The 22,151-nt window shown below is 60.8% G+C and carries 15 protein-coding genes and 3 pseudogenes; 7 read left to right on the top strand and 11 right to left on the bottom strand.

Annotated elements, in window-relative coordinates:
• Window positions 1-315: 315 nt before the first annotated feature.
• A complete protein-coding gene (locus J4G43_RS48705) occupies window positions 316-645 on the bottom strand; it encodes a hypothetical protein (RefSeq protein ID WP_208089120.1) in 330 nt (109 codons plus the stop codon).
• A 360-nt stretch (window positions 646-1,005) separates the two neighbouring features.
• On the opposite strand from J4G43_RS48705, the gene J4G43_RS48700 reads away from it, so the two are divergent.
• The 3 genes from J4G43_RS48700 to J4G43_RS48690 all read left to right on the top strand — a co-directional run bounded on the left by J4G43_RS48700 (window position 1,006) and on the right by J4G43_RS48690 (window position 4,146).
• A complete protein-coding gene (locus tag J4G43_RS48700) occupies window positions 1,006-1,896 on the top strand; it encodes a hypothetical protein (RefSeq protein WP_208089119.1) in 891 nt (296 codons plus the stop codon).
• 291 nt (window positions 1,897-2,187) lie between these two features.
• Window positions 2,188-3,033 (top strand): hypothetical protein, encoded by an 846-nt coding sequence (locus J4G43_RS48695; protein ID WP_166345788.1) that lies wholly within the window; start codon window positions 2,188-2,190, stop codon window positions 3,031-3,033.
• 576 nt (window positions 3,034-3,609) lie between these two features.
• Window positions 3,610-4,146 carry a hypothetical protein gene (locus J4G43_RS48690; protein WP_208089118.1) on the top strand — a complete coding sequence of 179 codons (537 nt, stop codon included), beginning with the start codon at window positions 3,610-3,612 and terminating at the stop codon, window positions 4,144-4,146.
• 173 nt (window positions 4,147-4,319) lie between these two features.
• Here J4G43_RS48690 and J4G43_RS48685 read toward each other — a convergent pair whose 3' ends face one another.
• Window positions 4,320-5,324, bottom strand: a complete 1,005-nt coding sequence (locus J4G43_RS48685; protein WP_208089117.1) for an ABC transporter substrate-binding protein — start codon at window positions 5,322-5,324, stop codon at window positions 4,320-4,322.
• 374 nt (window positions 5,325-5,698) lie between these two features.
• On the opposite strand from J4G43_RS48685, the gene J4G43_RS48680 reads away from it, so the two are divergent.
• Entirely contained in the window at window positions 5,699-7,474 is a 1,776-nt protein-coding gene (locus tag J4G43_RS48680; RefSeq protein ID WP_208089116.1) for an adenylate/guanylate cyclase domain-containing protein, read from the top strand.
• A gap of 682 nt (window positions 7,475-8,156) precedes the next feature.
• Here the strand turns inward: J4G43_RS48680 and J4G43_RS48675 are convergent.
• Window positions 8,157-9,767, bottom strand: a pseudogene (locus J4G43_RS48675) (efflux RND transporter permease subunit); the annotation flags it as partial.
• On the opposite strand from J4G43_RS48675, the pseudogene J4G43_RS56285 reads away from it, so the two are divergent.
• A pseudogene (locus J4G43_RS56285) lies at window positions 9,764-10,352 on the top strand (efflux RND transporter permease subunit); the annotation flags it as partial. The pseudogenes J4G43_RS48675 and J4G43_RS56285 sit on opposite strands and share 4 nt — an antisense overlap.
• Before the next feature lie 354 nt (window positions 10,353-10,706).
• Here J4G43_RS56285 and J4G43_RS48665 read toward each other — a convergent pair.
• The 3 genes and pseudogenes from J4G43_RS48665 to lepA form a co-directional block, all read right to left on the bottom strand.
• Window positions 10,707-11,324, bottom strand: a pseudogene (locus tag J4G43_RS48665) (efflux RND transporter permease subunit); the annotation flags it as partial.
• A gap of 26 nt (window positions 11,325-11,350) precedes the next feature.
• Window positions 11,351-12,538, bottom strand: a complete 1,188-nt coding sequence (locus J4G43_RS48660; protein ID WP_225005575.1) for an efflux RND transporter periplasmic adaptor subunit — start codon at window positions 12,536-12,538, stop codon at window positions 11,351-11,353.
• 672 nt (window positions 12,539-13,210) lie between these two features.
• Window positions 13,211-15,022, bottom strand: coding sequence for a translation elongation factor 4 (gene lepA / locus J4G43_RS48655; protein WP_071916919.1), 1,812 nt, complete (start codon window positions 15,020-15,022; stop codon window positions 13,211-13,213).
• A 126-nt stretch (window positions 15,023-15,148) separates the two neighbouring features.
• On the opposite strand from lepA, the gene J4G43_RS48650 reads away from it, so the two are divergent.
• Window positions 15,149-16,774: a glycosyltransferase family 39 protein gene (locus J4G43_RS48650; protein WP_208089595.1), complete on the top strand. Its 1,626-nt coding sequence runs from the start codon at window positions 15,149-15,151 to the stop codon at window positions 16,772-16,774.
• Between the two features lie 160 nt (window positions 16,775-16,934).
• Here J4G43_RS48650 and J4G43_RS48645 read toward each other — a convergent pair whose 3' ends face one another.
• The 5 genes from J4G43_RS48645 to J4G43_RS48625 all read right to left on the bottom strand — a co-directional run bounded on the left by J4G43_RS48645 (window position 16,935) and on the right by J4G43_RS48625 (window position 20,935).
• Window positions 16,935-17,261 (bottom strand): HPr family phosphocarrier protein, encoded by a 327-nt coding sequence (locus tag J4G43_RS48645; RefSeq protein WP_063980739.1) that lies wholly within the window; start codon window positions 17,259-17,261, stop codon window positions 16,935-16,937.
• Entirely contained in the window at window positions 17,258-17,659 is a 402-nt protein-coding gene (locus J4G43_RS48640; RefSeq protein ID WP_007597752.1) for a PTS sugar transporter subunit IIA, read from the bottom strand. The genes J4G43_RS48645 and J4G43_RS48640 overlap by 4 nt, the downstream gene beginning before the upstream one ends.
• A 133-nt stretch (window positions 17,660-17,792) precedes the next feature.
• On the bottom strand, window positions 17,793-18,317 hold the full coding sequence (locus tag J4G43_RS48635) for an HPr kinase/phosphorylase (RefSeq protein ID WP_063980740.1): 525 nt from the start codon (window positions 18,315-18,317) through the stop codon (window positions 17,793-17,795).
• A complete protein-coding gene (locus J4G43_RS48630) occupies window positions 18,314-20,116 on the bottom strand; it encodes a stimulus-sensing domain-containing protein (protein WP_208089113.1) in 1,803 nt (600 codons plus the stop codon). The genes J4G43_RS48635 and J4G43_RS48630 overlap by 4 nt, the downstream gene beginning before the upstream one ends.
• Before the next feature lie 117 nt (window positions 20,117-20,233).
• The gene (locus J4G43_RS48625; protein ID WP_038952081.1) at window positions 20,234-20,935 is read right to left on the bottom strand and encodes a response regulator transcription factor; all 702 of its coding nucleotides are present in this window, start codon (window positions 20,933-20,935) and stop codon (window positions 20,234-20,236) included.
• Between the two features lie 241 nt (window positions 20,936-21,176).
• On the opposite strand from J4G43_RS48625, the gene J4G43_RS48620 reads away from it, so the two are divergent.
• On the top strand, window positions 21,177-21,911 hold the full coding sequence (locus tag J4G43_RS48620) for a HugZ family pyridoxamine 5'-phosphate oxidase (protein WP_028151656.1): 735 nt from the start codon (window positions 21,177-21,179) through the stop codon (window positions 21,909-21,911).
• Window positions 21,912-22,151 lie beyond the last annotated feature (240 nt).

Here is a 22,151-nt window from a genome sequence, read left to right as displayed (position 1 = left end):
CAATCGCGTCACTATGGCCGCGTGCCGATCTCTTCCGGTCTACCTCTGCGAACGGAAATCGTCAGACTGCACCGGCACGTCTCACATGGGCCAGAAGCGGACCCACGACCTAATCCCGAAATCCTGCCCTCGATCGCTCGCCTTCATATGCAAGCCAATCAGAGGATAATCTGTCGTATTGAGGTTTACTTATTGGAAATGAAGCGAGCCGCTGAATGCCATCTCCCATAGAATAGATCGCCACCGTGTACTCTCGGCCCCGTTGATCCGGTGTGCGGGGAATGGCGATGTACCTTCGGTGTTCGCTACGCTGGCCTAGGAAACATCGAGCACTTGGCCGACTTCAGCTTTGCCTTTGAGAGTCTCCGTGATTCTCAGACGGGCGAACCATACATCGTTGGTACAAAGCTCGCAGTGACGGCCGCCCATCCATATTACGGGTTGCTGCAAGCGAACTCTCGCAACGACGACATCCCTAGCGTCGGGAGACAAATTGTTCAGTGCCTCTACGAGATTGTCTGGCGCGCCTTCTGAAAAATACGCAATGGGCGTCTTGTTCTCCATCGCCGAGGAACGCGGCGGACCGACAATGATTGCGCTCATCATCGCAGCGACAAGAGCTAGGCTTCGCTTGACCGATTTCATCTACAGCACTGCGCACCGAATGGTTGTAGTGGCACTATAATCCAATTTTGAGAAGTTGAACAGATTAGGTCTGCTTTGGGTCAAGATGCGAAGAACTCAGAGCGAGCAAAGTCAGTCCGCTCTACTCCACCAAGCGAACCTCAATGAAAGGTGTCGCCACTTCGCTGATCGGCCAGCAGCAGACATTGATCAGAGACGAAAACCCAACTTCACCAACGTCGTTGGGAGGGCGGATTTCAGTATGCCGGAGCGCAAGCGTGAACTAGCGCACATTGGGTGGACCCGCGCGCGTACTAAACTGCACTGTGCGCACGAACTAACTTCGGTTCGACAAGAACTGGACGTTTCGCGGAGCAGGCCATGGACCAAGATCGTCGAAACGCACTTTCCACGGAATACGGCGAGGTCTGCAGCAACTTTCGGACGCTGACCGACATCCGGTTCAAGTTGTTGGGTCTGCTGCCGATCGCGACCGCCGTAGCCATTGCGCTCAAAGTCGACCACATTGATGGCCGGAGCTTTGTGTTCTCGTTGTTTGGCCTGATCGCAACGATCGGGCTCGTGACCTACAATACGAGAAATGACGAGTTGTATGATGAACTCGTGAGACGTGCCGCATACATTGAACGAAGCCTTGGTCTCGCGGATGGAGCATTTGCCAACCGCCCGCGCGCGTCGCTCAAGTTTCGTCTTTTCGGCATCCCATGGAAAGTCGACCACCGAGTAGGTGTCGGCACGATTTACCTTGCGTCCATCGCTGTTTGGCTTTTCCTGGTCTTGGCATCGTTGTCGGCCTGGCTGGCTCCGGAGGCCTCGGTATTGGCTACGCTGGCTGCTTTTGGGCTCGCAGTCATTGCGACCTGGTGCGCGAGGACGTGGATCAAGCGTAAGAAGGAAGCGGTCGATGAGGAAAAGAGATCCTTGGCCATCGAGGCCGTTCAAAAGGCGTTCTCAACCGATTTGGCGCGAGGCACGGCAGACGAGGGGCTGATAGATTTGTGCTTCAAGCTCGCGGACGAGAAGAAGCGCGAAATCATCGCTAAACGGGCTCAGTTCTATGCCGGAATCGATCGCGACTCCTCAATCTACTACCCGCCGGGCGTCTCAAAGGAACAGGCTGCATGTCACTTGGTGGCGCTACTCACGGATTTGCCACCGCGGTGGCTGTTCGATTGCGCCACAAATCGAAGAGGAGACATGCCAGAGAAAAGTCCCGTATTGTTCCCGCCCCGCGCTGACGAGGTAAGGTGATAGCGCATTGATTTTCCGCTTTGGGTCAGAAGCACCAGCCTGGACCTTTAGCCGACGACTTCCGGTCTGGCACCAGCTTCGGAAGTTCTCTCGCCGCGCGGAAAGTGGCGCGATGGGCCAAGGGGTGACATTGTCCGCGAGCGGCTGGCGCCAGAACAAATGTGAGATAGTTCATATCGGGCGCGTCGCCGACGTGTTGCCATTCCGATGTTGCCGGCGAAACTTCATTTCCTTCGCCGCCGTGGCCGGTGCGTATTCGCGCTGCGGTTCGGACTGTGCGGGAGGCGTTGAATGGTCAATATCAAAGTTCCTCTTAATCCAGTGCAGAAACGCGGCTTGTGGCCGCCCAAAGGCGGGCGCGAATATCCGGTCTTGGATACGGACGACTGGTGGAAAATTGCGGCGCGCGAGCACATAGATGCGTGGGCGTTAATCGAGTTCAATTTCCAAACGCACGTTCCTGAGGAGGTGAATTGGTATTTGCGAGAGCTCGTGGGTTGCCGCCACAGCCGTGACGGGGGGCGCAATTACGCGTTTATCGGGGCTGACCCGAAGCTGCGCAAAATCTATCTTCCCGCTGTGCCGCCTCCGCCCCCACCTAAACCCATACCCTGGCCCGACAAACTCAAGAAGCTCCAGTACGAGGTGGAGCATTCGACCGATCCACAAAAGGAACGATTCCTCTGCATGCTCAAGGCGATGGAGAACCGCCGTGATGATCGCGTGATCTTTTGGTCCACCATAGCCCCGGGCCCCGAGTGGGTTGCTCCGCTTGGCGTTGAGGGAAGAGGGATTGGGAAAGCGTTGATCGATTCGCAGTGGCTCTATAAAAATATAAAGACTGTGCGGGATGTGGACCTTCTTCCGTATGGCGACGGGATGCCGAGAAGCGATACTTTCGTGATCAGCTTCCACAAGTATCTGTTTGAAACGGCTGCGCCTTCCATCGGAATCCTGCGCGCGGCGAACGCAGAAATCGTCAAGACGCATGTCATGTTGGATCGTTGGGCGAACCAAAGCATGGGTGGAAGTGCGTCGATGCCGACGTGTTATCGCGCAATCAAAGAATTTATTCGCTTACAGGAGCAAAGTGATTACCCGTCTGTGATCAACTGCATTGTGACGACTGGCACGTAACCAGGTCCCTGGGCGGATGACTGCACCAATCCCCACCGCTTCAACGATTGCGGAGTCATCTGCTTCGGCGGCGTTGAGTCCACCGACACGCACCTCGCACTCGCAATTCACCACGTCAACACCCAATTGAGACATCCCATAAGCGGACTCTGTGGCACTGGCAATTGGGCTGGCCTTGGGGCTTGTTAGTGCAGCTGACACGTGTCTTCGTATTTGGGGCCTCTATGAAGCGTACGAAACAGACCTTGGCCTTGGTTGGCTCGACCCTAACGATAACCGTCATCGTCGCGGCAACGTGCTTTTTGTTTTGGCATAAAAGCCTGACGGCGTTTCTTTCCTTTGTAGTTATCGTCCCGGTTTTTCTCATCCTGGCGCTAGGCCTTCTGAAACAAGCGTGCGCTCGATGAACAGGGCTTGGTATGTCTGCTTGGGGTCAAAATGCGGAGAACGCAGAGTGAGCAAAGTCATTCCGCTCTACCCCACGAAGCGAGCCTCAATGAAAGGTGTCGCCACTTCGCTGATGGGCGAGAGGCGGACATTCCCGTTTGTAGCCTGAATGTGCTAGCCTGAGGCACCATGCCCACACCTGCCGAAGCAGTAAGAACCTATATCTTGGCCAAGGACGGCAACCGACCGTTCTTGATGAGGCAGGCGTTCTCTGAAGACATTGCACTCGAAATGGTGGTCAAGACCGACGCCATTTCGTTCCCCAACACGGCTTCCGGCTTGAACGCCGTGGAAGAAATTTTGGTGCGTCGTTTTGGTGTCGAATACGAGAACATCTACACGTTCTGCCTATCCCGGCCTTCCGAGACTGACCGAACGCGCTTTCAGTGCCATTGGTTGGTGGGGATGTCCGCTAAGGCCAGCGGGCAGCCACTGCGAGTTGGATGCGGACGTTACGACTGGGATTTCAATGAGCACGGAAAAGTGGTGAGGCTGGTGATCACCATTGAAGTCATGAAAGTCTTATCGGGCGCCGAACTCGATGGCGTGATGCGCTGGCTATCTTCGCTTCCCTATCCGTGGTGCAGTCCGTCTCAGGCTCTCCTGTCATTTCCTCCGCAGAACGACCTGCGCGAGGTTGAAGCCTACTTGAAGCAGGCTCAGTAATCTCGAACGATGATTGGCCAATAGGGTTGACGTCCCGAAGTTGAAGCTCGCCGTGTCGCCTTCGGATCAATCGCGTCACTATGGCCGCGTGCCGCTCCCTTCCGGTCTGCCGCTGTGAACGGAAATCGTCAGACTGCGCGGGCATGTCACCTGCGGGCCATAACCGGACCTGTTCACTCGATGACCTTGTCGGCACTGGCCGAGAGTGCAGGAGAGACGGAAAGGCCCAGCTGCCTGGCCGTCTTCAAGTTGATGGACAGATCGAATTTGGTCACTTGGTAGAATGGAATATCGCCAGCTTTTGCTCCGCGGAAAATTGCGTCGATGTTGTTGGCCGCGCGCTTATACAATTCGACCAGATCAAAGGAGTAGGCCATCAGGCCCCCGGCTTCGACGGATTCGGTGAACGCGAAAATCGCCGGAAGTCTCGCGTCGGTCAGCAACTTGGCGATCAAAGCGCTGTTTTGAAAAGTTTCAGGGGAGTCGACCACCATGACTGCATTTGCGCCTTCGCCGGAAAGGCTCTCTACCGCTGCCCGCCAGTCATTTTCTTGAGCACCAACATCCAATAGCGACACCGCGATAGGTAGGCCAGCCTCCTGGGCCGCTGCGGGGATAGGCGAACCCTTGACGAGCCCGCTGTATTGGATGTGAAGAGCGAGCAAGCCAAGTTTTGATATTGAAGGAAAGATTTCGCGCAGCAGTGCAATCCGCTTTCCATGAATTGATGGACCGGCGTCGATGCCGGCTCCCGTAAAATTTCCGCCCGGGCGAGCCAGACTTTCGGCAATCCTCAGTCGAACGGGGTCGGCAGTTATCGTTACGATTGGAATACGCCATGTCAGTTTTTTGAAGATGAGTGCGCCAGGACCACCGAGGAGAATGACGTCCGGGTTGCTGCTAACGATTTCCGTCGCCAAGGCCTCGAGGCCGGACGTGTTTTGCTCTCGTCCATAACTTTCGACTTTGAGGTTTTGTCCCTCGATCTGTCCCAACCGTCGCAGCTCGGCGAAGAGGGCTCGAGGATATTTTTTCCCGCTAAGCTCGTGCCAGTCCGCGCTCGGCTCTGACGGGACGAAAATAGCAAGACGATTCTTCTTGGCGCTCTCCGCCGCCGCAGCCAGCCGCGGCAATGCTACCGCACCACAAACGGCACCGAGAAAAGCACGCCGCCTCATGTTCGCCCCCTAGCCAGAGTCTAGGTCAACGCATCTTAGCGTCTAAAAGGCCATACTGAAAATCAAAGGTGGCTCTGCGATGTCCGGGTTGGGTCAAAAGCGTCGGTTTGGCGCTCCAATGTACGAAGGACGCTCGCTGCTCTGTCAGGTGCTGTCTTCATTGGCTGACATCATAGATGCAGAAACCGCCAGTGCGATGTCGGCTTCGGTGCTGCTCTCTTCCGGCCTACCCCTGTGAACGGAAATCCTCGGACTGCGCCGGCATGTCACACATGGGCCCTAAACCGGCATTTCGACCGTGATCCTCATCGTCCAATCCCTTGGCACCTGCAACCAAATGCTTAGACTGGCCCCGACTGAGCCAGGAGGGAGATTTGGCGATCGAGCGGCCAAACCGACGGCTGACGACGATCCTCACAGCCGATGCAGTCGGCTACAGTCGGCTTGTGGGAACTGACGAGGAAGGCACGCTCGAGCGCCTCCGGGCCATCCGCAAGGACCTGATCGATCCTGTGATCGCCACCCATCGCGGGCGCATCGTCAAGACGACTGGAGATGGCTTGCTGGCCGAGTTCGCCTCGGTTGTGGACGCAGTTCGTTCAGCGATCGATATGCAACGGGCCATGGCCGAGAGCAATTCTGGCCTCGGACAGGATAAGCGCATCGAGTTCCGCGTCGGCATCAATCTCGGTGACGTGGTCGTGGAGGATGATGGCGACCTCATGGGCGACGGCGTCAATGTGGCGGCGCGATTGGAGGGCATTGCCGAGCCTGGCGGTATTTGCCTGTCTAGCGCGGCATATGACCAGGTGCGTGGCAAAATCGATATCGCTGCGCAAGATCGCGGTCAGCAGCAGTTGAAGAACATCGCCGAGCCGGTGCAGATCTATGCGATTTCACCCGCGCACCCCGCAGCAGCGGCGCCGCACACGACCGTCGCACCGCGGCTCTCCATCGTTGTCCTGCCCTTCGTCAACCTCGACGGTAACAGCGAGCAGGACTACTTCGTCGACGGTGTCACTGAAAGCCTCACAACCGACCTGTCGCGTATTCCTGGCGCCTTCGTCATAGCTCGCAACACTGCCTTCACCTTCAAGAGCAAGCCAGCGGACGTCCGCGTGATCGGGCGCGAACTTGGTGTGCGCTACGTGATGGAAGGCAGCGTGCAGGGTGGCGGCGACCGCATTCGCGTCAACGCTCAGCTCATCGACACTGAAACCGGTGCACACCTCTGGGCCGAGCGTTTCGACAAGCCGCGCGCCGACATCTTCGACATGCAGGACGAGATCACCACGCGCCTGGCCCGGACGGTGGGCATCGAGCTCGTCGCCGCAGAGGGCCGCCGGGCGGAGCGCGAACGGCCGAACAACATGGATGCCGTGGACCTGGCCATGCGTGGCTGGGCAATCCTCAACCAACCCTTGTCGCTGCGCCGCGACCGCGCGGCGTGTGACCTGTTCGACGCTGCGCTCCGGTTGGATGATCGCAATGTTGAGGCGTTGGTCGGTCTCGCCTTCTATCACGGTAACGACCTTCGCACCTTCGCCTCGACCAATCGGGACGAACAGCTACGTATCGCCCAGACGGCCATCAGCGAGGCACTGACGCTTGCCCCTGGCAACGCGTTAGCCCATTTTGTCCACGCCAATCTCCTGCATGTCTCGGGTGCGACGGAACGATCGCTGCGCGAACTTGAGTTCGCTATCACGCTGGATCGTAATCTGGCTTGGGCCCACGCGGACGCAGGCTTCATGAAGGTGCTACTCGGGCGCGCTGAAGAGGCAGAACCCGATCTCACAAACGCAATCCGGCTGAGCCCGCGCGATCCCGGACTGGATCGCTGGTACGCCCTGCTCGGGATCGCCGACCTGTTCCTCGGCCGGCTCGAATCAGCCCTGGACCGGCTGCGTAGATCAGTCGGAATAAATCCGAACGTTGCCATGCCCTATTTCTTCCTGGCCGCGGCCTCAGCGCTGAGCGGCCGCGCAACTGAGGCGCAAGAGGCGCGGAATGTCGGCCTCCAGCTGGACCCGAACTTTACTGTCGCCAGATTTCGCCACGAGCGGCGCAGTGAAAACCCGACCTTCCTGGCCCAGCGCGAGCGCATCTACGAGGGCCTAGGCTTGGCAGGCGTGCCAGAAGGCAATTAGGGTTTGGTACGGCAAGCGGTTAAGTCGTCCTAGCAAATCAGAACATTCCTGGCAGGCGGCGGAAAAGAGTATCACGTTTTCGTCGTCGCGCTCGCGGCATTGGCAAGGTGCTGCGTTGCACATGCGGCGCGTGGCGCAGGGTGGCTTCGGATCAAAAGCCCACACCGCGCCAACGGCCCTAGTATGTCAGCAAAGGGCCAGATCCGGACTCATGCATCGCAACAGAAAAACTATTCGATCTCTTCGTCAGCGCAAGCGAGAACCGATTGTGGGACCGCTCGGCGAACAATTCGAAGCTAGTTCCTATTTCGGTTCTTGCTCGCTCCCCTGAGAGGGGGGGGCGACGATTCTGCATTCGCCAAATTCGACATCTGTATGCAAGTCAGGAGATCGACGTAGCTTTGGCTATCTCCTGTGGATGCCTCGCCCTCGCATTCATCGCGCACAGAAGCTGGACTGGTCGCCCAAAGCCCAATGGTCTTCTGCTTCGCAGTCATTTCGTCACGCATGCAATCATCGAAGCTTTGGGCCCTGGTAAGTCCCATTGAATTGTCGATATCTGTGGTAGCCCTGCACAACGACTCCACATTCAACTGGGGGATGCTGTCTGAAACCGGTATCGCTAATTGACCTGCAACCAAGGCGAACGATAAGAGCGCCACCTTCATTTCGAAGCCTCCCTCTAGTCGATGATTGCAGCAGGCGACGTCGTGACAGCGGAAACCTTAGATTTTTTGCCTCGCCGGCGTTCCTGCGTGACAACGAAGAATGAGGGAACGAACAGCACGGCAAGGCAGGTGGAAGCGACCATGCCACTGAAGGTGGAGATACCGAGCGATCGACGGGCATTGGCGCCGGCGCCCGTAGCTGTCACCAGCGGCAAGACGCCAAGCAGGAATGCAAACGACGTCATGAGGATAGGACGGAAACGCGTCCGTGCAGCTTCGACGGCGGCTTCAAGAAGTTCCTGTCCTGCGGCGCGCCGCTCGCGGGCGACCTCCACAATCAGGATCGCGTTCTTGGCCGATAGCGCGATCAGCAGCATGAGACCGATTTGGACATAAAGATTGTTTGCAACACCAAGCGCCGTGAGCGCGCCAACAGGACCGAGCAGCGAGAGTGGAACGGCCAGCAAAACGGCCAATGGCGACAGCCAGCTTTCGTACTGTCCGGCGAGACAGAGATAGACGAGCAACAGTGAGAGTGCGAAGGCCATGTAAAGCTGGTTGCCGACCGCATGCTCCTGATAGGACATGCCGCTCCACGCGAAATCGGTACGCGGCGGCAGGACGCGGCTTGCGACCTCCTCCATCACGTCCATTGCCTGTCCTGAGCTGAACCCCGGTGCTTCGCGCCCGGAAATCGTCGCAGTCAGATAGAGATTGAACAGGCTGATGAGCGAGGGGCCGACCGCTGGACGGACCTGCGCGAGCGATCCGATCGGTACGGTGCTGCCATCGGCAGTCTTGACATTGAGCTTCAGAAGATCCTCCGGACGGAGGCGGTGAGGCGAATCTGCTTGTACGTAGACCTGCAGGGTCTGACCAAACTTGTTGAACTGGTTGACGTAGGTCGAGCCAAGGTACGATGACAATGCGGCAAAGACGCTGCCGACGGATACGCCAAGCGTTTCCGCCTTTGTGCGATCGATGACGACTTGAAGCTGTGGCGAGTCCGTTCGGAAGGATGTCACGGCTCGCTCAATCGTCGATTGCGATTCGGCGGCGTCTATCACGGCATTCGCCGAGGAGAGCATCTTCTTGTAGTCGAATGTGCCGTCGCGCTGGAGCAACTGCATCGTGACGCCGCCGGCGTTGCCTACGCCCTGAATTGGCGGTGGCACCAGCACAAAGCCTCTGCCATCCGTGAGTTCAGCAAGTCGGTCCTGGATTCCGCGCATGATCGATCTGAGATCCTGGTCTTTGGCGCGGCCGCGCTCACTCCATGGCTTGAAGGTCGCGTAGGCAATCCCCGCGTTCGCCAGAGTGGCGTTATTGTCGAGAACGGAGAGGCCGGAAATGGCGATCACGTCCGCCACCCCCGGTTGCTCCTTGGCGATGCGCGCGGCCTGTGCCAGGGCTGCCAGCGTGCGTTCCGACGAAGCGCCATCAGGAAGCTGAACCGCGACCAACCCGTAACCCTGGTCTTCGTTCGGAATAAACGCGGTCGGCAGTTGCGTCAGACCGAAAATTCCCCCGGCTATCAGTCCGAGTGCCACGACCACCATAAGGCCACTAAGGCGCACCATTCTGCCGACCAGCCAAGTGTAGCCCCTTTCCAACCGCTCATAGATACACCGTCAACATCCAGGGCCGGCTTTCGGATCCCGCCCAATTCGAAAATGTGGTCGTGCGCTCCGCCACCGCGGAAGGCGGACGCCTCGTGCGCCTCAAGGACGTGGCCCGCGTCGAGCTTGGGGCACAGACCTATTCCCAGAGCTTCCGCCTGAACGGAGAGCAAGGCATCGGCATTGCCATTGACCTTACACCCTCCGCGAATGCGCTGGAGGTCGCGAAACTCGTTAGGAACAAAGATGGAGACCTTGTCGCACGACTTCCCGGCAGGCTTGTCTTACGCGATCCCCTTCAACACAACGGCGTTTGTCGAGACGTCAATCAATGAAGTCTACAAGACGCTCGGTGAAGCTGGCGTACTGGTGCTGATCGTCATCTTGCTGTTTCTACAGGATTGGCGCGCTTCGCTCGTCCCAGCCACGACGATTCCGGTCACCATCATCGGAGCCTTTGCGGCGATGGCGGCATTGGGCTTTACCATCAAGGCGATGACCGAGTTGTTTGGTCCCATTGTCGGCATCACCCTCGTGCTGATGTCAGTGTTCATTCCAGCGTCGCTGCTGCCCGGACTCACCGGACGCATGATGGCGGCGTCTCGCGGGGGCAAGCCCACCTCGATCTCGCGCGATACGCTCTCGACGACGACAATCGCATCGTCGACCACGATGCCGATCGCGAGAACGATGCCGAACAAGGTAGAAAGGTTTGAAAGTCCTGTGTAGGAGGCGTTGGCGGTATCCCGATTTGCCCCGCCGTTGCCTGCTGGCTTTGTTGGCTGACGACGTTGGTTCGCCCAATTCGCGCTGGTGATCGCGGCCACCGCCCTGCTGAGCGCGATCCTGGCGACGACGCTGAGCCCGACACAATGCGCATTGCTGCTGCGGGAACCGGTACCCCCAGATCAACGAAATTTTTTCTTCGTGGCTTCAACTTTGTCTGATGATGTCCTGAGGGACGAGGCCGAGCGCGTACATCTTTTGCGGATGCATCCAGATCCGCATCGCATATTCGCCCGTGCCGAAAACGTTGACGTTGCCGACGCCCGGCAGCCGCGCCAATTCGTTCACCAGATTGATCGTGGCGTAATTGCTCATGAAGAGGCTGTCGAAACGCCCGTCCGGCGAGCTCAACGTGACGATCTCGAGAATCGCGGTGGACTTCTTCTGCACAGTCACGCCTTGCGCCTGCACCTGAGTTGGAAGCGAGGCCAGCGCGGCGGAGACGCGATTTTGAACCAACACCTGCGCAAAATTCAGATCGGTGCCGATCGCGAAAGTGACAATCAAGTTGTAGGTGCCGTCGCTTGCGCTGGTGGACTGCATGTACAGCGCATCCTCGACACCGTTCACCTGATTTTCGATTGGCAGCGCAACACTATCGATAACAGTCTGGGCGCTCGCGCCCGGATAGCGGGTGCTGACCTGTACCGTCGGCGGCACAATGTCGGGATATTGCGCGACCGGAAGCTTGAACACCGAGACCGCGCCGATCAAAACCAACAAGATTGCCACGACGTTTGCGAGCACCGGCCGCTCGATGAAAAACTTTGAAAACATGGCTGCCCCCTTTGGGTGCCGCGCGTCTACTTGGACGTGTTAGTGCCGTCTGGTGCGCTCGCGATCGAAATCGACCGGGTTGTGACCTTCCGGCCAGGGATCGCGCGGTCCAATCCGGTGATTATGACCTTGTCGTCCGGCTTGAGTCCTGCGGTTACGACACGCAGCTGACCGTCGTGTTCGCCAAGCTGCACATCGCGCTGCTCCACCTCGTCATTGGCACCCACCACGAGCAGGTAGCGGCCTTCCTGGTTCTGTTGCAGGAGTCTGTTGGGGACCAGCAAGGCATCTGCCTTGGGAGGGCCGATCGGCACGCGGAGCCGAACGTACAGGCCGGGGAGCAGCGCGTGGTTCTTGTTCTCAAACACGCCACGCACGAGAATTGTCGCTGTCTGCGGGTCAATATCCGGAGATACGTAGTCGATCTTGCCTCGATGGGGGAAACCTTCTTCGTCCATAAAGCCGGCTTCGATCGGAATCTGCTGAAGCTCGGCCAGTGTGAGACGGCCGCCCTCGTTCTTGCGAAACCTCAGCACATTTTGATCGCTGATATTGAAGGTCACGTAGATCGGATCAAGCTGCACGATACTGGCCAGGTTGGTATTCCCCGCGGTTCCCACGAGTTCACCGACCGACGCCAGATGGCGCGTGACGACCCCATCGAATGGCGCCTCAACTCGCGTGTAGGAAAGGTTGATTTGCGCGGTTTGCAGATTGGCATCGGCCGCGTCGACATTTGCCTTGTCGGAATCCCTGTTGGCACGAGCCTTGTCTAAATTTGCCTGTGTGTTGACTTCCTCTTGGGCCAGAGTGTTCTGACGCTCAAACTCTGCCTGTGTCTGGACGAGCCCTGCCTTTGCGCCGGCGAGGGCTGCTTGGGCCTGCTTGAGTTGCGCTTGGTAGGGCGCCGGTTCTATCTCGAACAACAGCTCGCCGGTTTTCGCGGTTGCACCATCGATATAGTTGATCGACTTCAGGTAGCCATTCACGCGCGCAACTAGATTGACCGAAGCAAACGCCGTCATGGTTCCTGTGTGCTCAAGATAGGGCGTTACTGCCCTTTGCACGGGCGCAGCCACGCCGACATTTGGCGACGGCGGTAGAACCAACTTGTTCTTCGCCTCGTTGCATCCACCGAGCAGGCCGAGCGCAAGCGTCAGCAAGGCTGCGAGGCGCCAAGTCGGGTGGTTCATATGCACGGGCTCCTGGATCATCGCCGGACTCCTGCTGATCTAGAGACGCGAACCATCGGTCGACGCTGTGGCATCGTTGTTCGCGCCGGCGCGCGCATGCCGAATGATCTGATGCTTGTGGCTTACGGGGCATGGGAACCTCCTCTTGGAGGAAGTCAGAACCCTGTAGACGCCTATCCGGGACACAATGCCGCAACGCTACTGTTGATCTAGATCAAGGTGGTGCCCACAGGTCCGAACGTCGGCTTAGGGTCAGAAGCAGCGATAGACGCGATGCTGGATTGCCGTCGGGTTTGCCTCTGTAAGCCGACATGACACGGGTTCAGGCGACCTTCGGCTAAGGGTCCAAAAGCGGTCTTCGAGGAGCAGTGCTTGGCAGGTCGGCTGACGGGTCAGAAGCCGACGCAAGCCGTCACCGACGTGGCGCCTGGATATCGAATTCAGAGGTTGCCAATCGGTCGGCGGCGGAGATGGTGCGTTCTGATGGACGCCTGCTGGACACCCGCTGCCATGATGCCATCATGCCCCTGTTTTGCCCGACGGGTCAAATCGATTTCGTAAAATCGAAAAAGCCCAATGCCGACAAGGGCCGGCTACTGTGCATGGGGTTGTTTTCGCGAATTTTGTTTGTCGGCCCCGATATCCGGGCCGGACCCCGATCTCGTCAGGTCCGGTGTGGCCCGAGCACTCGCCTCAGCTATCGACCTTCAGCGCGGCAATGAAGGCTTCCTGCGGGATGTCGACCTTGCCGAACTGCCGCATCTTCTTCTTGCCTTCCTTCTGCTTCTCCAGAAGTTTTCGCTTACGCGTGATGTCGCCGCCGTAGCACTTCGCGGTGACGTCCTTGCGCAGCGCGCGCACCGTCTCGCGCGCGATCACCTTGCCGCCGATCGCCGCCTGGATCGGGATCTGGAACATGTGCGGCGGGATCAGCTCCTTCATCTTCTCGACCATGGCGCGGCCGCGCCCCTCTGCGCGGGTGCGATGCACCAGCATCGACAGCGCGTCGACCGGCTCGTTGTTGACCAGGATCTGCATCTTGACGAGATCGGCCACCTTGTAGTCGGTCAGGTGATAGTCGAACGAGGCGTAGCCTTTCGAGACCGATTTCAGGCGGTCGTAGAAGTCGAACACGACTTCGTTGAGCGGCAGGTCGTACTTCACCATGGCGCGGGAGCCGACATAGGTCAGCTCCTTCTGCGCGCCGCGGCGGTCCTGGCACAGCTTCAACACGCTGCCGAGATATTCGTCGGGAGTGAGGATGGTGGCCTCGATCCAGGGCTCCTCGATATCGGCGATCTTGACCACGTCGGGCATGTCGACGGGATTGTGGATCGAGATCTCCTGGCCGTCGGTCAGGTGCATCTTGTAGATCACGCTTGGCGCGGTCGCGATCAGGTTGAGGTCGAACTCGCGCGACAGCCGCTCCTGGATGATCTCGAGGTGCAACAGCCCGAGGAAGCCGCAGCGGAAGCCGAAGCCCAGCGCAGCCGAGGTTTCCATCTCGTAGGAGAAGCTCGCGTCGTTGAGGCGCAGCTTGCCCATCGCCCCGCGCAGCGTTTCGAAGTCATTGGCGTCGGCCGGGAACAGGCCGCAGAACACCACCGGGATCGCCGGCTTGAAGCCCGGCAGCATTTCGGTGACCGGCTTCCTGTCGTCGGTGATGGTGTCGCCGACGCGGGTGTCGGCGACTTCCTTGATCGCCGCGGTGATGAAGCCGATCTCGCCGGGGCCGAGCTCGTCGACCTGCTCCATCTTCGGGGTGAAGAAGCCGACGCGCTCGACGTCATAGGCCGCGCCTGTGCCCATCATGCGGATGCGCTGGTTCTTCTTCATGACGCCGTCGACCACGCGGATCAGCACGACCACGCCGAGATAGACGTCGTACCAGCTGTCGACCAAGAGCGCCTTCAAGGTCGCGTCGCGGTCGCCCTTCGGCGGCGGCAGGCGGGTGACGATGGCTTCCAGCACGTCGGGGACGCCGAGGCCGGTCTTGGCCGAGATCATCACGGCGTCGGAGGCATCGATGCCGATGACGTCCTCGATCTGCTGCTTGATCTTCTCGGGTTCGGCCGCGGGAAGGTCGACCTTGTTCAGGACCGGGACGATCTCGTGGTTGTTGTCGAGCGCCTGGTAGACGTTGGCAAGCGTCTGCGCTTCGACGCCCTGGCTGGCGTCGACCACCAGCAGGGAACCCTCGCAGGCCGCCAGCGACCGCGAGACTTCGTAGGCGAAGTCGACATGGCCGGGCGTGTCCATCAGGTTGAAGATGTAGTCCTTGCCGTCCTTGGCGTGGTAGGCGAGGCGGACCGTCTGCGCCTTGATGGTGATGCCGCGCTCGCGCTCGATGTCCATGGAATCGAGCACCTGCTCCTTGCCCGCCATTTCGCGGTCGGTGAGACCGCCGGTCATCTGGATCAGGCGGTCGGCCAGCGTCGACTTGCCATGGTCGATATGGGCGACGATGGAGAAATTGCGGATGTTGGAAATGGGGACGGTCGTCATGGGCGCGGGATACCACTCACATCCCCGTGCGGCAACCATATTGCTGTATTTTCAGGGCCTTTCTTCACGCCAAGCTGATTCCACGAGGGCCCAAAACGCGCTACGCAACGGCCCATGTCCAGGCTCATGTCCACGACCTCGATCCCCTCCGCCCGAACACGCGTAAAAGCCCGGGTGAGCTTTAACCGCTTCCGGGCCTGGATGGTTGCCTGCGCGATCCGGCCCGAAGCGCGGCTCTGGCTGGTGATCCAGCTCGCCATCCTGCATGCGGTGCTCTGGACCTTCATCCTGATCAATCTCAAGGCAGCGCAGGACGTTCACATGGACGTCGCAGAAGCCTATGGCTGGGGCCAGGAGTTCCTGTGGGGCTACGGCAAGCACCCGCCGCTGTCGGGCTGGGTCGCCGGCCTCTGGTTCAAGGTGTTCCCGGCGGCGGACTGGGCGACCTATGCGCTGGCGATGGCGACCGTCGGCGTCGGCATGGTGATTTGCTGGCTGCTGAGCTTGCGCGTCGTGGACGCGCGGCGCGCGTTCCTGGTCGTGGTGATGGTCGCGCTCTACCCGATCTTCAATTTCAAGGGTTTCAAGTACAACCCCGACCTGCTCCAGCTCGTCACGCTGCCGCTGCTCGTGCTCGCCTATCTCAACGCCTTCGAGAAGCGGACCTGGCAGTCCGGTATCTGGTTCGGGCTCGCCGGCGCGCTGGCGCTGATGACGAAATACTGGGTGCTGACCATGATCGGCGCCATCGGCCTTGCCGCGCTGATTCATCCCGATCGGCTGCGATTCCTGCTGTCGCCGGCGCCGTGGGTGGCGATCGCGACGATGGTCGTGGCGATGATCCCGCACATCGTCTGGCTTGCGGGCGTGCATTTCGTACCGCTGACCTATGCCGGCGATACCTACAGCCTCGATGACAGCCGCCAGGTCCATCAGCTCGTGGCGGGCTACGCCCTGCATAATTTGGCGCTGCTGGCGCTGCCGGTGGCGCTGGCCGCGCTCGCAATGGCACTGGTGCCGCATTGGTTCACGCTGCTGCTGCGCGCACCGTTACGCATCGTCACGCGCGCCTGGGGACGCGGCGCCAATCCCGGCGTCAATGTTGCGCAGGCGTTGAACGTCTGGATCATCCAGATCATCGTCGCGGTCGGCCCGCCGCTCGGCGCGCTGGCCTTCAGCATCTACATGAAGACCGATTGGGGCATCTCGCTGTTCTTCCTGGTACCCTTGGCGCTGGTCGCGATCCCGGCGCTGCGGGTGCAGAGCGCGGCCCTGTTCAACATCGCCGCGATCTGGCTCGTGCTCAGCGTCGCCACGCTCGCCGCCTCGCCCTGGATCGCCGCGCGCGAGATGGCGGCCAATGCCGGCAACACGGCGACCTACGGCGCGCGCTCGGAGTTGGCGCATGAATTGACGCAGGCCTGGCACACGCGTTTCGGCTCGCGCTGGGCGGTCGTCGCCGGCACCATGGAGTCGATCCAGCCGATGGTGTTCTACAGCCCCGATCATCCGGCCGCGTTGATGCCGCTCGAAGCCTGGGATTCCGGGCTGACGTCGCGCGAGGATGCCAAGAAGTATGGTTTCATCGGCGTGTTCGATCCAACCGATGGCCGCCTGCCGGCGTTCGAGAAATGGGTCTCGGAGATCGCGCCGAACGCCGAGCGCATCGTGATGACGACGCGCCGCTTCACCCACGGCAAGGCCGGCCCGGCGATGAGCTGGAATATCTACATCGCGCCGCCGGCGAAGTGATTTCGGCGTTGTAGGCCTCGTAGGGTGGGCAAAGCGACTTGTCCGCCATAGCTCGAAGAGCGACGGCGGAAGCGTGCCCACCACTTCTATGGCGATTGTCGCGAGATGGTGGGCACGGCGCTTCGCGCCTTTGCCCACCCTACGGCACTGAGCGCGTGGCTCAGATCCCTTCCTCGTTGAACTTGCTTTCAACGAGCTCGGTAATCGCCGCAAGCGCAGCCTGGGCATCGTCACCGGCGGCGGCGACCGTGATCGTCGTGCCCGGTCCTGCGGCCAGCATCATCAGGCCCATGATCGAGGTGCCGCCGACGGTCTCGCCGCCGCGCGTCACCCACACCTGGGCGTTGAAGCGCTCCACCGCCTGGACGAACTTCGCCGAGGCGCGGGCGTGCAGGCCGCGCTTGTTGATGATCAGGAGGTCTTTGGAAATGGCTCCCGCCGGCACGCCTGTCCCGGCCTGGTTTCCGAGCGGCGCGTCGTCGCTCATTTGCCGGCGAGCACGCGGCTGGCAATGGTGACGTATTTGCGACCCGCTTCCTGGGCCATCGCGATCGCGTCGGGCAGCGGACGCTCCTCGCGCACCTTGGCAAGCTTCACCAGCATGGGAAGGTTGATGCCGGCGAGCACTTCGACCTTCGGCCGGCTCATGCAGGATATTGCAAGGTTCGACGGCGTGCCGCCGAACATGTCGGTGAGGATCGCGACGCCGTCGCCGGAATCGACGCGGTTGACCGCCTCGATGATGTCGCTTCGGCAGAGATCGGAATCATCTTCGGCACCGATCGTGATCGCTTCGATTTGCTTTTGTGGGCCCATGACATGCTCAAGCGCTGCCTTGAATTCATCGGCAAGGCGCCCGTGGGTCACAAGTACTAGACCAATCATCGGAAAACTCCTCGCGGGCGCTTTTGGTGCACCGCACGAACGCGCCACTTTGACCATCCAGAGCCCCCGCGCAAGAGGGGATGTTGCGTATCTCCCTGAAACTAGACGGATGGATGAGGGGAGCTGCGCCGGTCTATTCGGTCGCGATAGTGGGGTTCATATGGTTACCATTTCCCTTCAAACAATCGCCTGAAGGGTTAACGGAAGATGAACTCTTGGTAGTGGTCAAGGCCGCAACAACCAAAGGGAGGGGCGAATAGTCGCGCCCGACGGGGATTCGCGGTATTTCGACACCGAAAATGCTTGTTTTCAGCGATTCCGCCGCAGGCAGCCGTTCTGCGTCGGCGGCGTCCAGATCGACCACGAGGCCGACGGTCGCATGCTCCACGAAGTCGCAGCGGCGGATTCCCAGTCCCCGAATCTCGATCAGGCCGGCCAGCAGCGGCGCGGGGCGGACTTCAATTTCGTCGCCGACTGTCGCCAGATGGACACGGTCATCGCCGACCAGAACGGCCCTTTCGACCACGCCAGCGCGTCCCGCCATGATCAAATCGAAGGCAAGGCGCGACTTGCCGGAGCCTGAGGGCCCGCGGATCAGCACCGCCAGAGTCCCGACCTTGACTGCGGAGGCGTGAACGCTGGGGCCACCGTCGCTCATAGCGCCGGCAGCCTCACCACGAAACGCGCGCCGACAACCGTAGGCGCTCCGTCCTCGTCCACAGGGCCCGGGCGGTTCTCGGCCCAGATGCGTCCGCCATGGGCATCGACGATCTGCTTGGAGATCGACAGGCCGAGGCCGGAGTTCTGGCCAAAGCCCTGGTGCGGACGGTCGGTGTAGAAGCGCTCGAAGATGCGCTCCAGCGCGTCGTCGCGGATGCCGGGACCGTTGTCGTCGACCACGATCTCGATCTCGGAGCGGACGCGGCGGCAGGTGAGGCGCACCTTGCTGCCGGGCTCGGAGAATGACTGCGCGTTGGAGAGCAGGTTGGAGACCACCTGCCCGAGCCGCGAATCGTGCCCGGTCACGGAGAACGCGTCGGTCGCGCCGCGGCCTTCGAAGCGCGTTTCGACCGCGACGTCATGGCCGAGCTTGGTTTCATTGGCGACCGACACGAGCGTCGTCAGCAGGCGGCGCAGGTCGACCCGGACCGCATCCTGGCGCTGCAATTCGGCGTCGAGGCGGCTGGCGTCGGAGATGTCGGAGATGAGGCGGTCGAGCCGCTTGACGTCATGCTCGATCACCTCGAGCAGGCGCGCGCGGCTGGTCTCGTTGCGCGCCAGCGGCAGCGTCTCGACCGCGGAGCGCAGCGAGGTCAGCGGGTTCTTCAGTTCATGCGCGACATCGGCGGCGAACATCTCGATCGCCTCGATGCGGCTGTAGAGCGCGCTGGTCATGTCGCGCAGCGCGCCGGAAAGGTGACCGATTTCGTCGCGGCGCCGGGTGAAGTCGGGAATCTCGATGCGCGCCTTGATGCGGCGGCGGACGCGCTCGGCGCTATCAGCGAGCCGGCGCACCGGACCTGCGATCGTGCTGGCGAGCAGCAGCGACAGCATGATCATGACCGCGGCAGCGACGCCGCCGACCTTCAGGATCGCCAGGCGCTCGGCGGTGACCATCTGGTCGATGTCGTCGCCCTGCGTCGACAGCATCAGGGCGCCGTGGATGGCGCGCGAGCGCAGCACGGGGACTGCGACCGAGACGATCACCTCGCCGCGCGAATTGACCCGCACCATCGAACGCTTCTGGCCCTGGAGCGCGTCGCTTACTTCCGAATAGCCATTGCCGTTCTCGCGCCCGAGCTCGCGATACAGCGGCAGGTCACCGCGGTTGATCCAGAGGCGCACCGAGGTCAGGCCGCGCTCGATCACGCCGGGCTTCTGCGATGGCGGCGGCAACGGGAAGATCAGCACGTTCTCGAGGTCGCGGCTGTCGAGCAGCACCGTCCCGTTGGGGTCGAATATCCGCGCCCGCGTCTTGGTCGGCGAGATCAGCGTGCGCAGCACGGGGGCCACGCGCTCCGGGCTGATCGGGAAGTTCAGCGCCGAATAATCGTCGGATTCGCCGTAGCTGTCGCCGAGCTTCAGATCGAGCAGGCGGTCAGGATCGACCGTGATCGCGTTGGTCTGCACGGTCGCCGACGCTCCGATGGCACCGGCGATGATCTCGGCCTGCACCAGCAGGCTCTGCGCACGCGCGTCGATCAGGCCGGCGCGGAACTGCGAGAGATAGAGAATGCTCGCGACCAGCGCGACGAGGCCGGCGAGGTTGAGCGAGACGATGCGGCGGGTCAGGCTCGAGAAGGAGAGCGCGAAGAAATACTGACCGGCACGCGTCAGCCAGGAGAACGGCCGCCAGCCTTGCGCGGCCGGCTTGTCGTCGGCGACGTGCTCCGGTACGCCGTCGGATGCGATATCCCCGGCATTCTGGTTCTCGTCAGGCTGCGTTCGGTCAAGCAATGCTTACGCCCGCGTTAGGACATCTCGTGCGAAGGGTCCCCGCATCCTAGAGCCATCCCGGTCCCGTTGGAACGAGAACCGGCGATGCTCTCAGTCTTTCGTGAAGGCGCGTGAGCCTCAGGCTTCCTTGAAGCGGTAGCCGACGCCGTAGAGCGTCTCGATCATCTCGAACTCGTTGTCGGTCACCTTGAACTTCTTGCGCAGCCGCTTGATGTGGCTGTCGATGGTGCGGTCGTCGACATAGACTTGGTCGTCATAGGCGGCGTCCATCAGCGCGTTGCGGCTCTTCACCACGCCGGGCCGGGTCGCCAGCGCCTGGAGGATCAGGAATTCGGTGACGGTCAGCGTCACCGGCTCGTTCTTCCAGGTGCAGGTGTGCCGTTCGGGGTCCATGCGCAGCAGGCCGCGGTCGAGCGCCTTGGCATCGTTCTCCTTCGGCGCGACGGTCGGGTCCTTCGGCGCAGAGCGGCGCAGCACGGCCTTGACGCGCTCGACCAGCAGGCGCTGCGAGAACGGTTTGCGGATGAAGTCGTCGGCACCCATCTTGAGGCCGAACAGTTCGTCGATCTCTTCGTCCTTGGAGGTCAGGAAGATCACCGGCAGGTCGGATTTCTGCCGCAGCCGGCGCAGCGTTTCCATGCCGTCCATGCGCGGCATCTTGATGTCGAGGATGGCAAGATCGGGCTGGGTGGTGCGAAAGCCGTCGAGCGCGGAGGCGCCGTCGGTGTAAGTCATGATGCGGTAGCCTTCGGCCTCCAGCGCGATCGAGACGGATGTGAGAATGTTGCGGTCGTCGTCGACCAAAGCGATTGTGGGCATGAGCCTCTGCTTTCTGCTTTCCGTTTGGGTCGTGGCTTGAAACGGCGAGCAATTCACTGATGCGCCGCATACACGGGTGCCGAATTCGGCGGTCGAACCTTGTCACCGAGCAATGCAAGCTGGGCTGAAGTGTGACCAAGTTCCACGAAGCGCAGCAGATTCGCCGCGTTTCGACCCTTAACCTGACCCCCGTTTACCCGAAAAAAGACCTCCCTTGCAACCACCTGACCCGAGAAAGCCGATGCACCCGACCCCTGATTTCGACCCCGGAAAGCTCGCCAAATCGCTGCTCAGGCGCTCGCGCCAGGGGGCGCTTGCAACGCTGATGGCCGGCAGCGGCGATCCCTATTGCTCCCTCGTCAATCTGGCGAGCCACCCCGACGGCTCGCCGATCCTGCTGATCTCGGGCCTGGCCGTGCACACCAGGAACATCCTGGCGGATCACCGGGTCTCCCTGATGCTGGACGAACGCGCGGCCGGCGATCCGCTGGAGGGTGCCCGAATCATGCTGTCCGGCCGGGCGGAACAGGCCGATGCCGACAAGGATCTGCTCCAGCGGCGGTATCTCAATGCCCATCCATCGGCCGAAGCGTTTGTTTCGTTTAAGGATTTCTCGTTCTTCAGAATTAGGCCCACGGGAACCCATCTGGTCGCCGGCTTCGGCCGCATCGTCGATCTCAAGCCCGAGCAGTTCCTGACGGACCTTACCGGCGCCGAGGATCTGCTGGCGGCGGAGGAGGGGGCGGTCGCGCACATGAATGCCGACCACCGCGACGCCATGGGCCTCTATGCAACAAAACTCCTCGGCGCGGCGGAGGGCGACTGGCGCTGCACCGGCTGCGACCCCGAAGGCCTCGACATGCAGGATGGCCAGACTGCGCTGCGGCTGGACTTCCCGGAGCGGGTGACCGACGGCACGGCGCTGCGCAAGATGCTGGTCCGTCTCGCTGGCGAAGCGCGCGCGAAGGTGGACTAGCGCGCAACAATTTGAACGCTGTCCCCCATCGCTGCGACCCAAGACCGTAATGGTTCGAAGTCGGCAGCGAGAGGGTTCATGATACGCCGTCGTTTGACGCTGGTTGCGGGTTTGGCGCTCGCGATCACCGCATCGCTTGATCGGCATAGCGCTGCTGATGCTCGTAGAGACCGGCGAGATTGTTCAGCGAGCGCGCGACGTCGGGATGGTCCGGTCTCTCGCGGGCGCGCTCAACAACGT

This window comes from Bradyrhizobium barranii subsp. barranii, assembly GCF_017565645.3.
Lineage (GTDB): Bacteria > Pseudomonadota > Alphaproteobacteria > Rhizobiales > Xanthobacteraceae > Bradyrhizobium > Bradyrhizobium barranii.
Note: the sequence above shows the minus strand (reverse complement) of the source record. Positions and strands in the feature narration are given on the sequence as shown.

Coding starts and splice junctions, on each gene's coding strand:
- J4G43_RS48650 (WP_208089595.1), top strand. CDS start 15,149: ATGTCCACGACCTCGATCCCCTCCGCCCGAACACGCGTAAAAGCCCGG.
- J4G43_RS48705 (WP_208089120.1), bottom strand. CDS start 645: ATGAAATCGGTCAAGCGAAGCCTAGCTCTTGTCGCTGCGATGATGAGC.
- J4G43_RS48690 (WP_208089118.1), top strand. CDS start 3,610: ATGCCCACACCTGCCGAAGCAGTAAGAACCTATATCTTGGCCAAGGAC.
- J4G43_RS48635 (WP_063980740.1), bottom strand. CDS start 18,317: ATGAGCGACGGTGGCCCCAGCGTTCACGCCTCCGCAGTCAAGGTCGGG.
- J4G43_RS48695 (WP_166345788.1), top strand. CDS start 2,188: ATGGTCAATATCAAAGTTCCTCTTAATCCAGTGCAGAAACGCGGCTTG.
- J4G43_RS48645 (WP_063980739.1), bottom strand. CDS start 17,261: ATGAGCGACGACGCGCCGCTCGGAAACCAGGCCGGGACAGGCGTGCCG.
- J4G43_RS48620 (WP_028151656.1), top strand. CDS start 21,177: ATGCACCCGACCCCTGATTTCGACCCCGGAAAGCTCGCCAAATCGCTG.
- J4G43_RS48700 (WP_208089119.1), top strand. CDS start 1,006: ATGGACCAAGATCGTCGAAACGCACTTTCCACGGAATACGGCGAGGTC.
- J4G43_RS48625 (WP_038952081.1), bottom strand. CDS start 20,935: ATGCCCACAATCGCTTTGGTCGACGACGACCGCAACATTCTCACATCC.
- lepA (WP_071916919.1), bottom strand. CDS start 15,022: ATGACGACCGTCCCCATTTCCAACATCCGCAATTTCTCCATCGTCGCC.
- J4G43_RS48640 (WP_007597752.1), bottom strand. CDS start 17,659: ATGATTGGTCTAGTACTTGTGACCCACGGGCGCCTTGCCGATGAATTC.
- J4G43_RS48685 (WP_208089117.1), bottom strand. CDS start 5,324: ATGAGGCGGCGTGCTTTTCTCGGTGCCGTTTGTGGTGCGGTAGCATTG.
- J4G43_RS48660 (WP_225005575.1), bottom strand. CDS start 12,538: ATGATCCAGGAGCCCGTGCATATGAACCACCCGACTTGGCGCCTCGCA.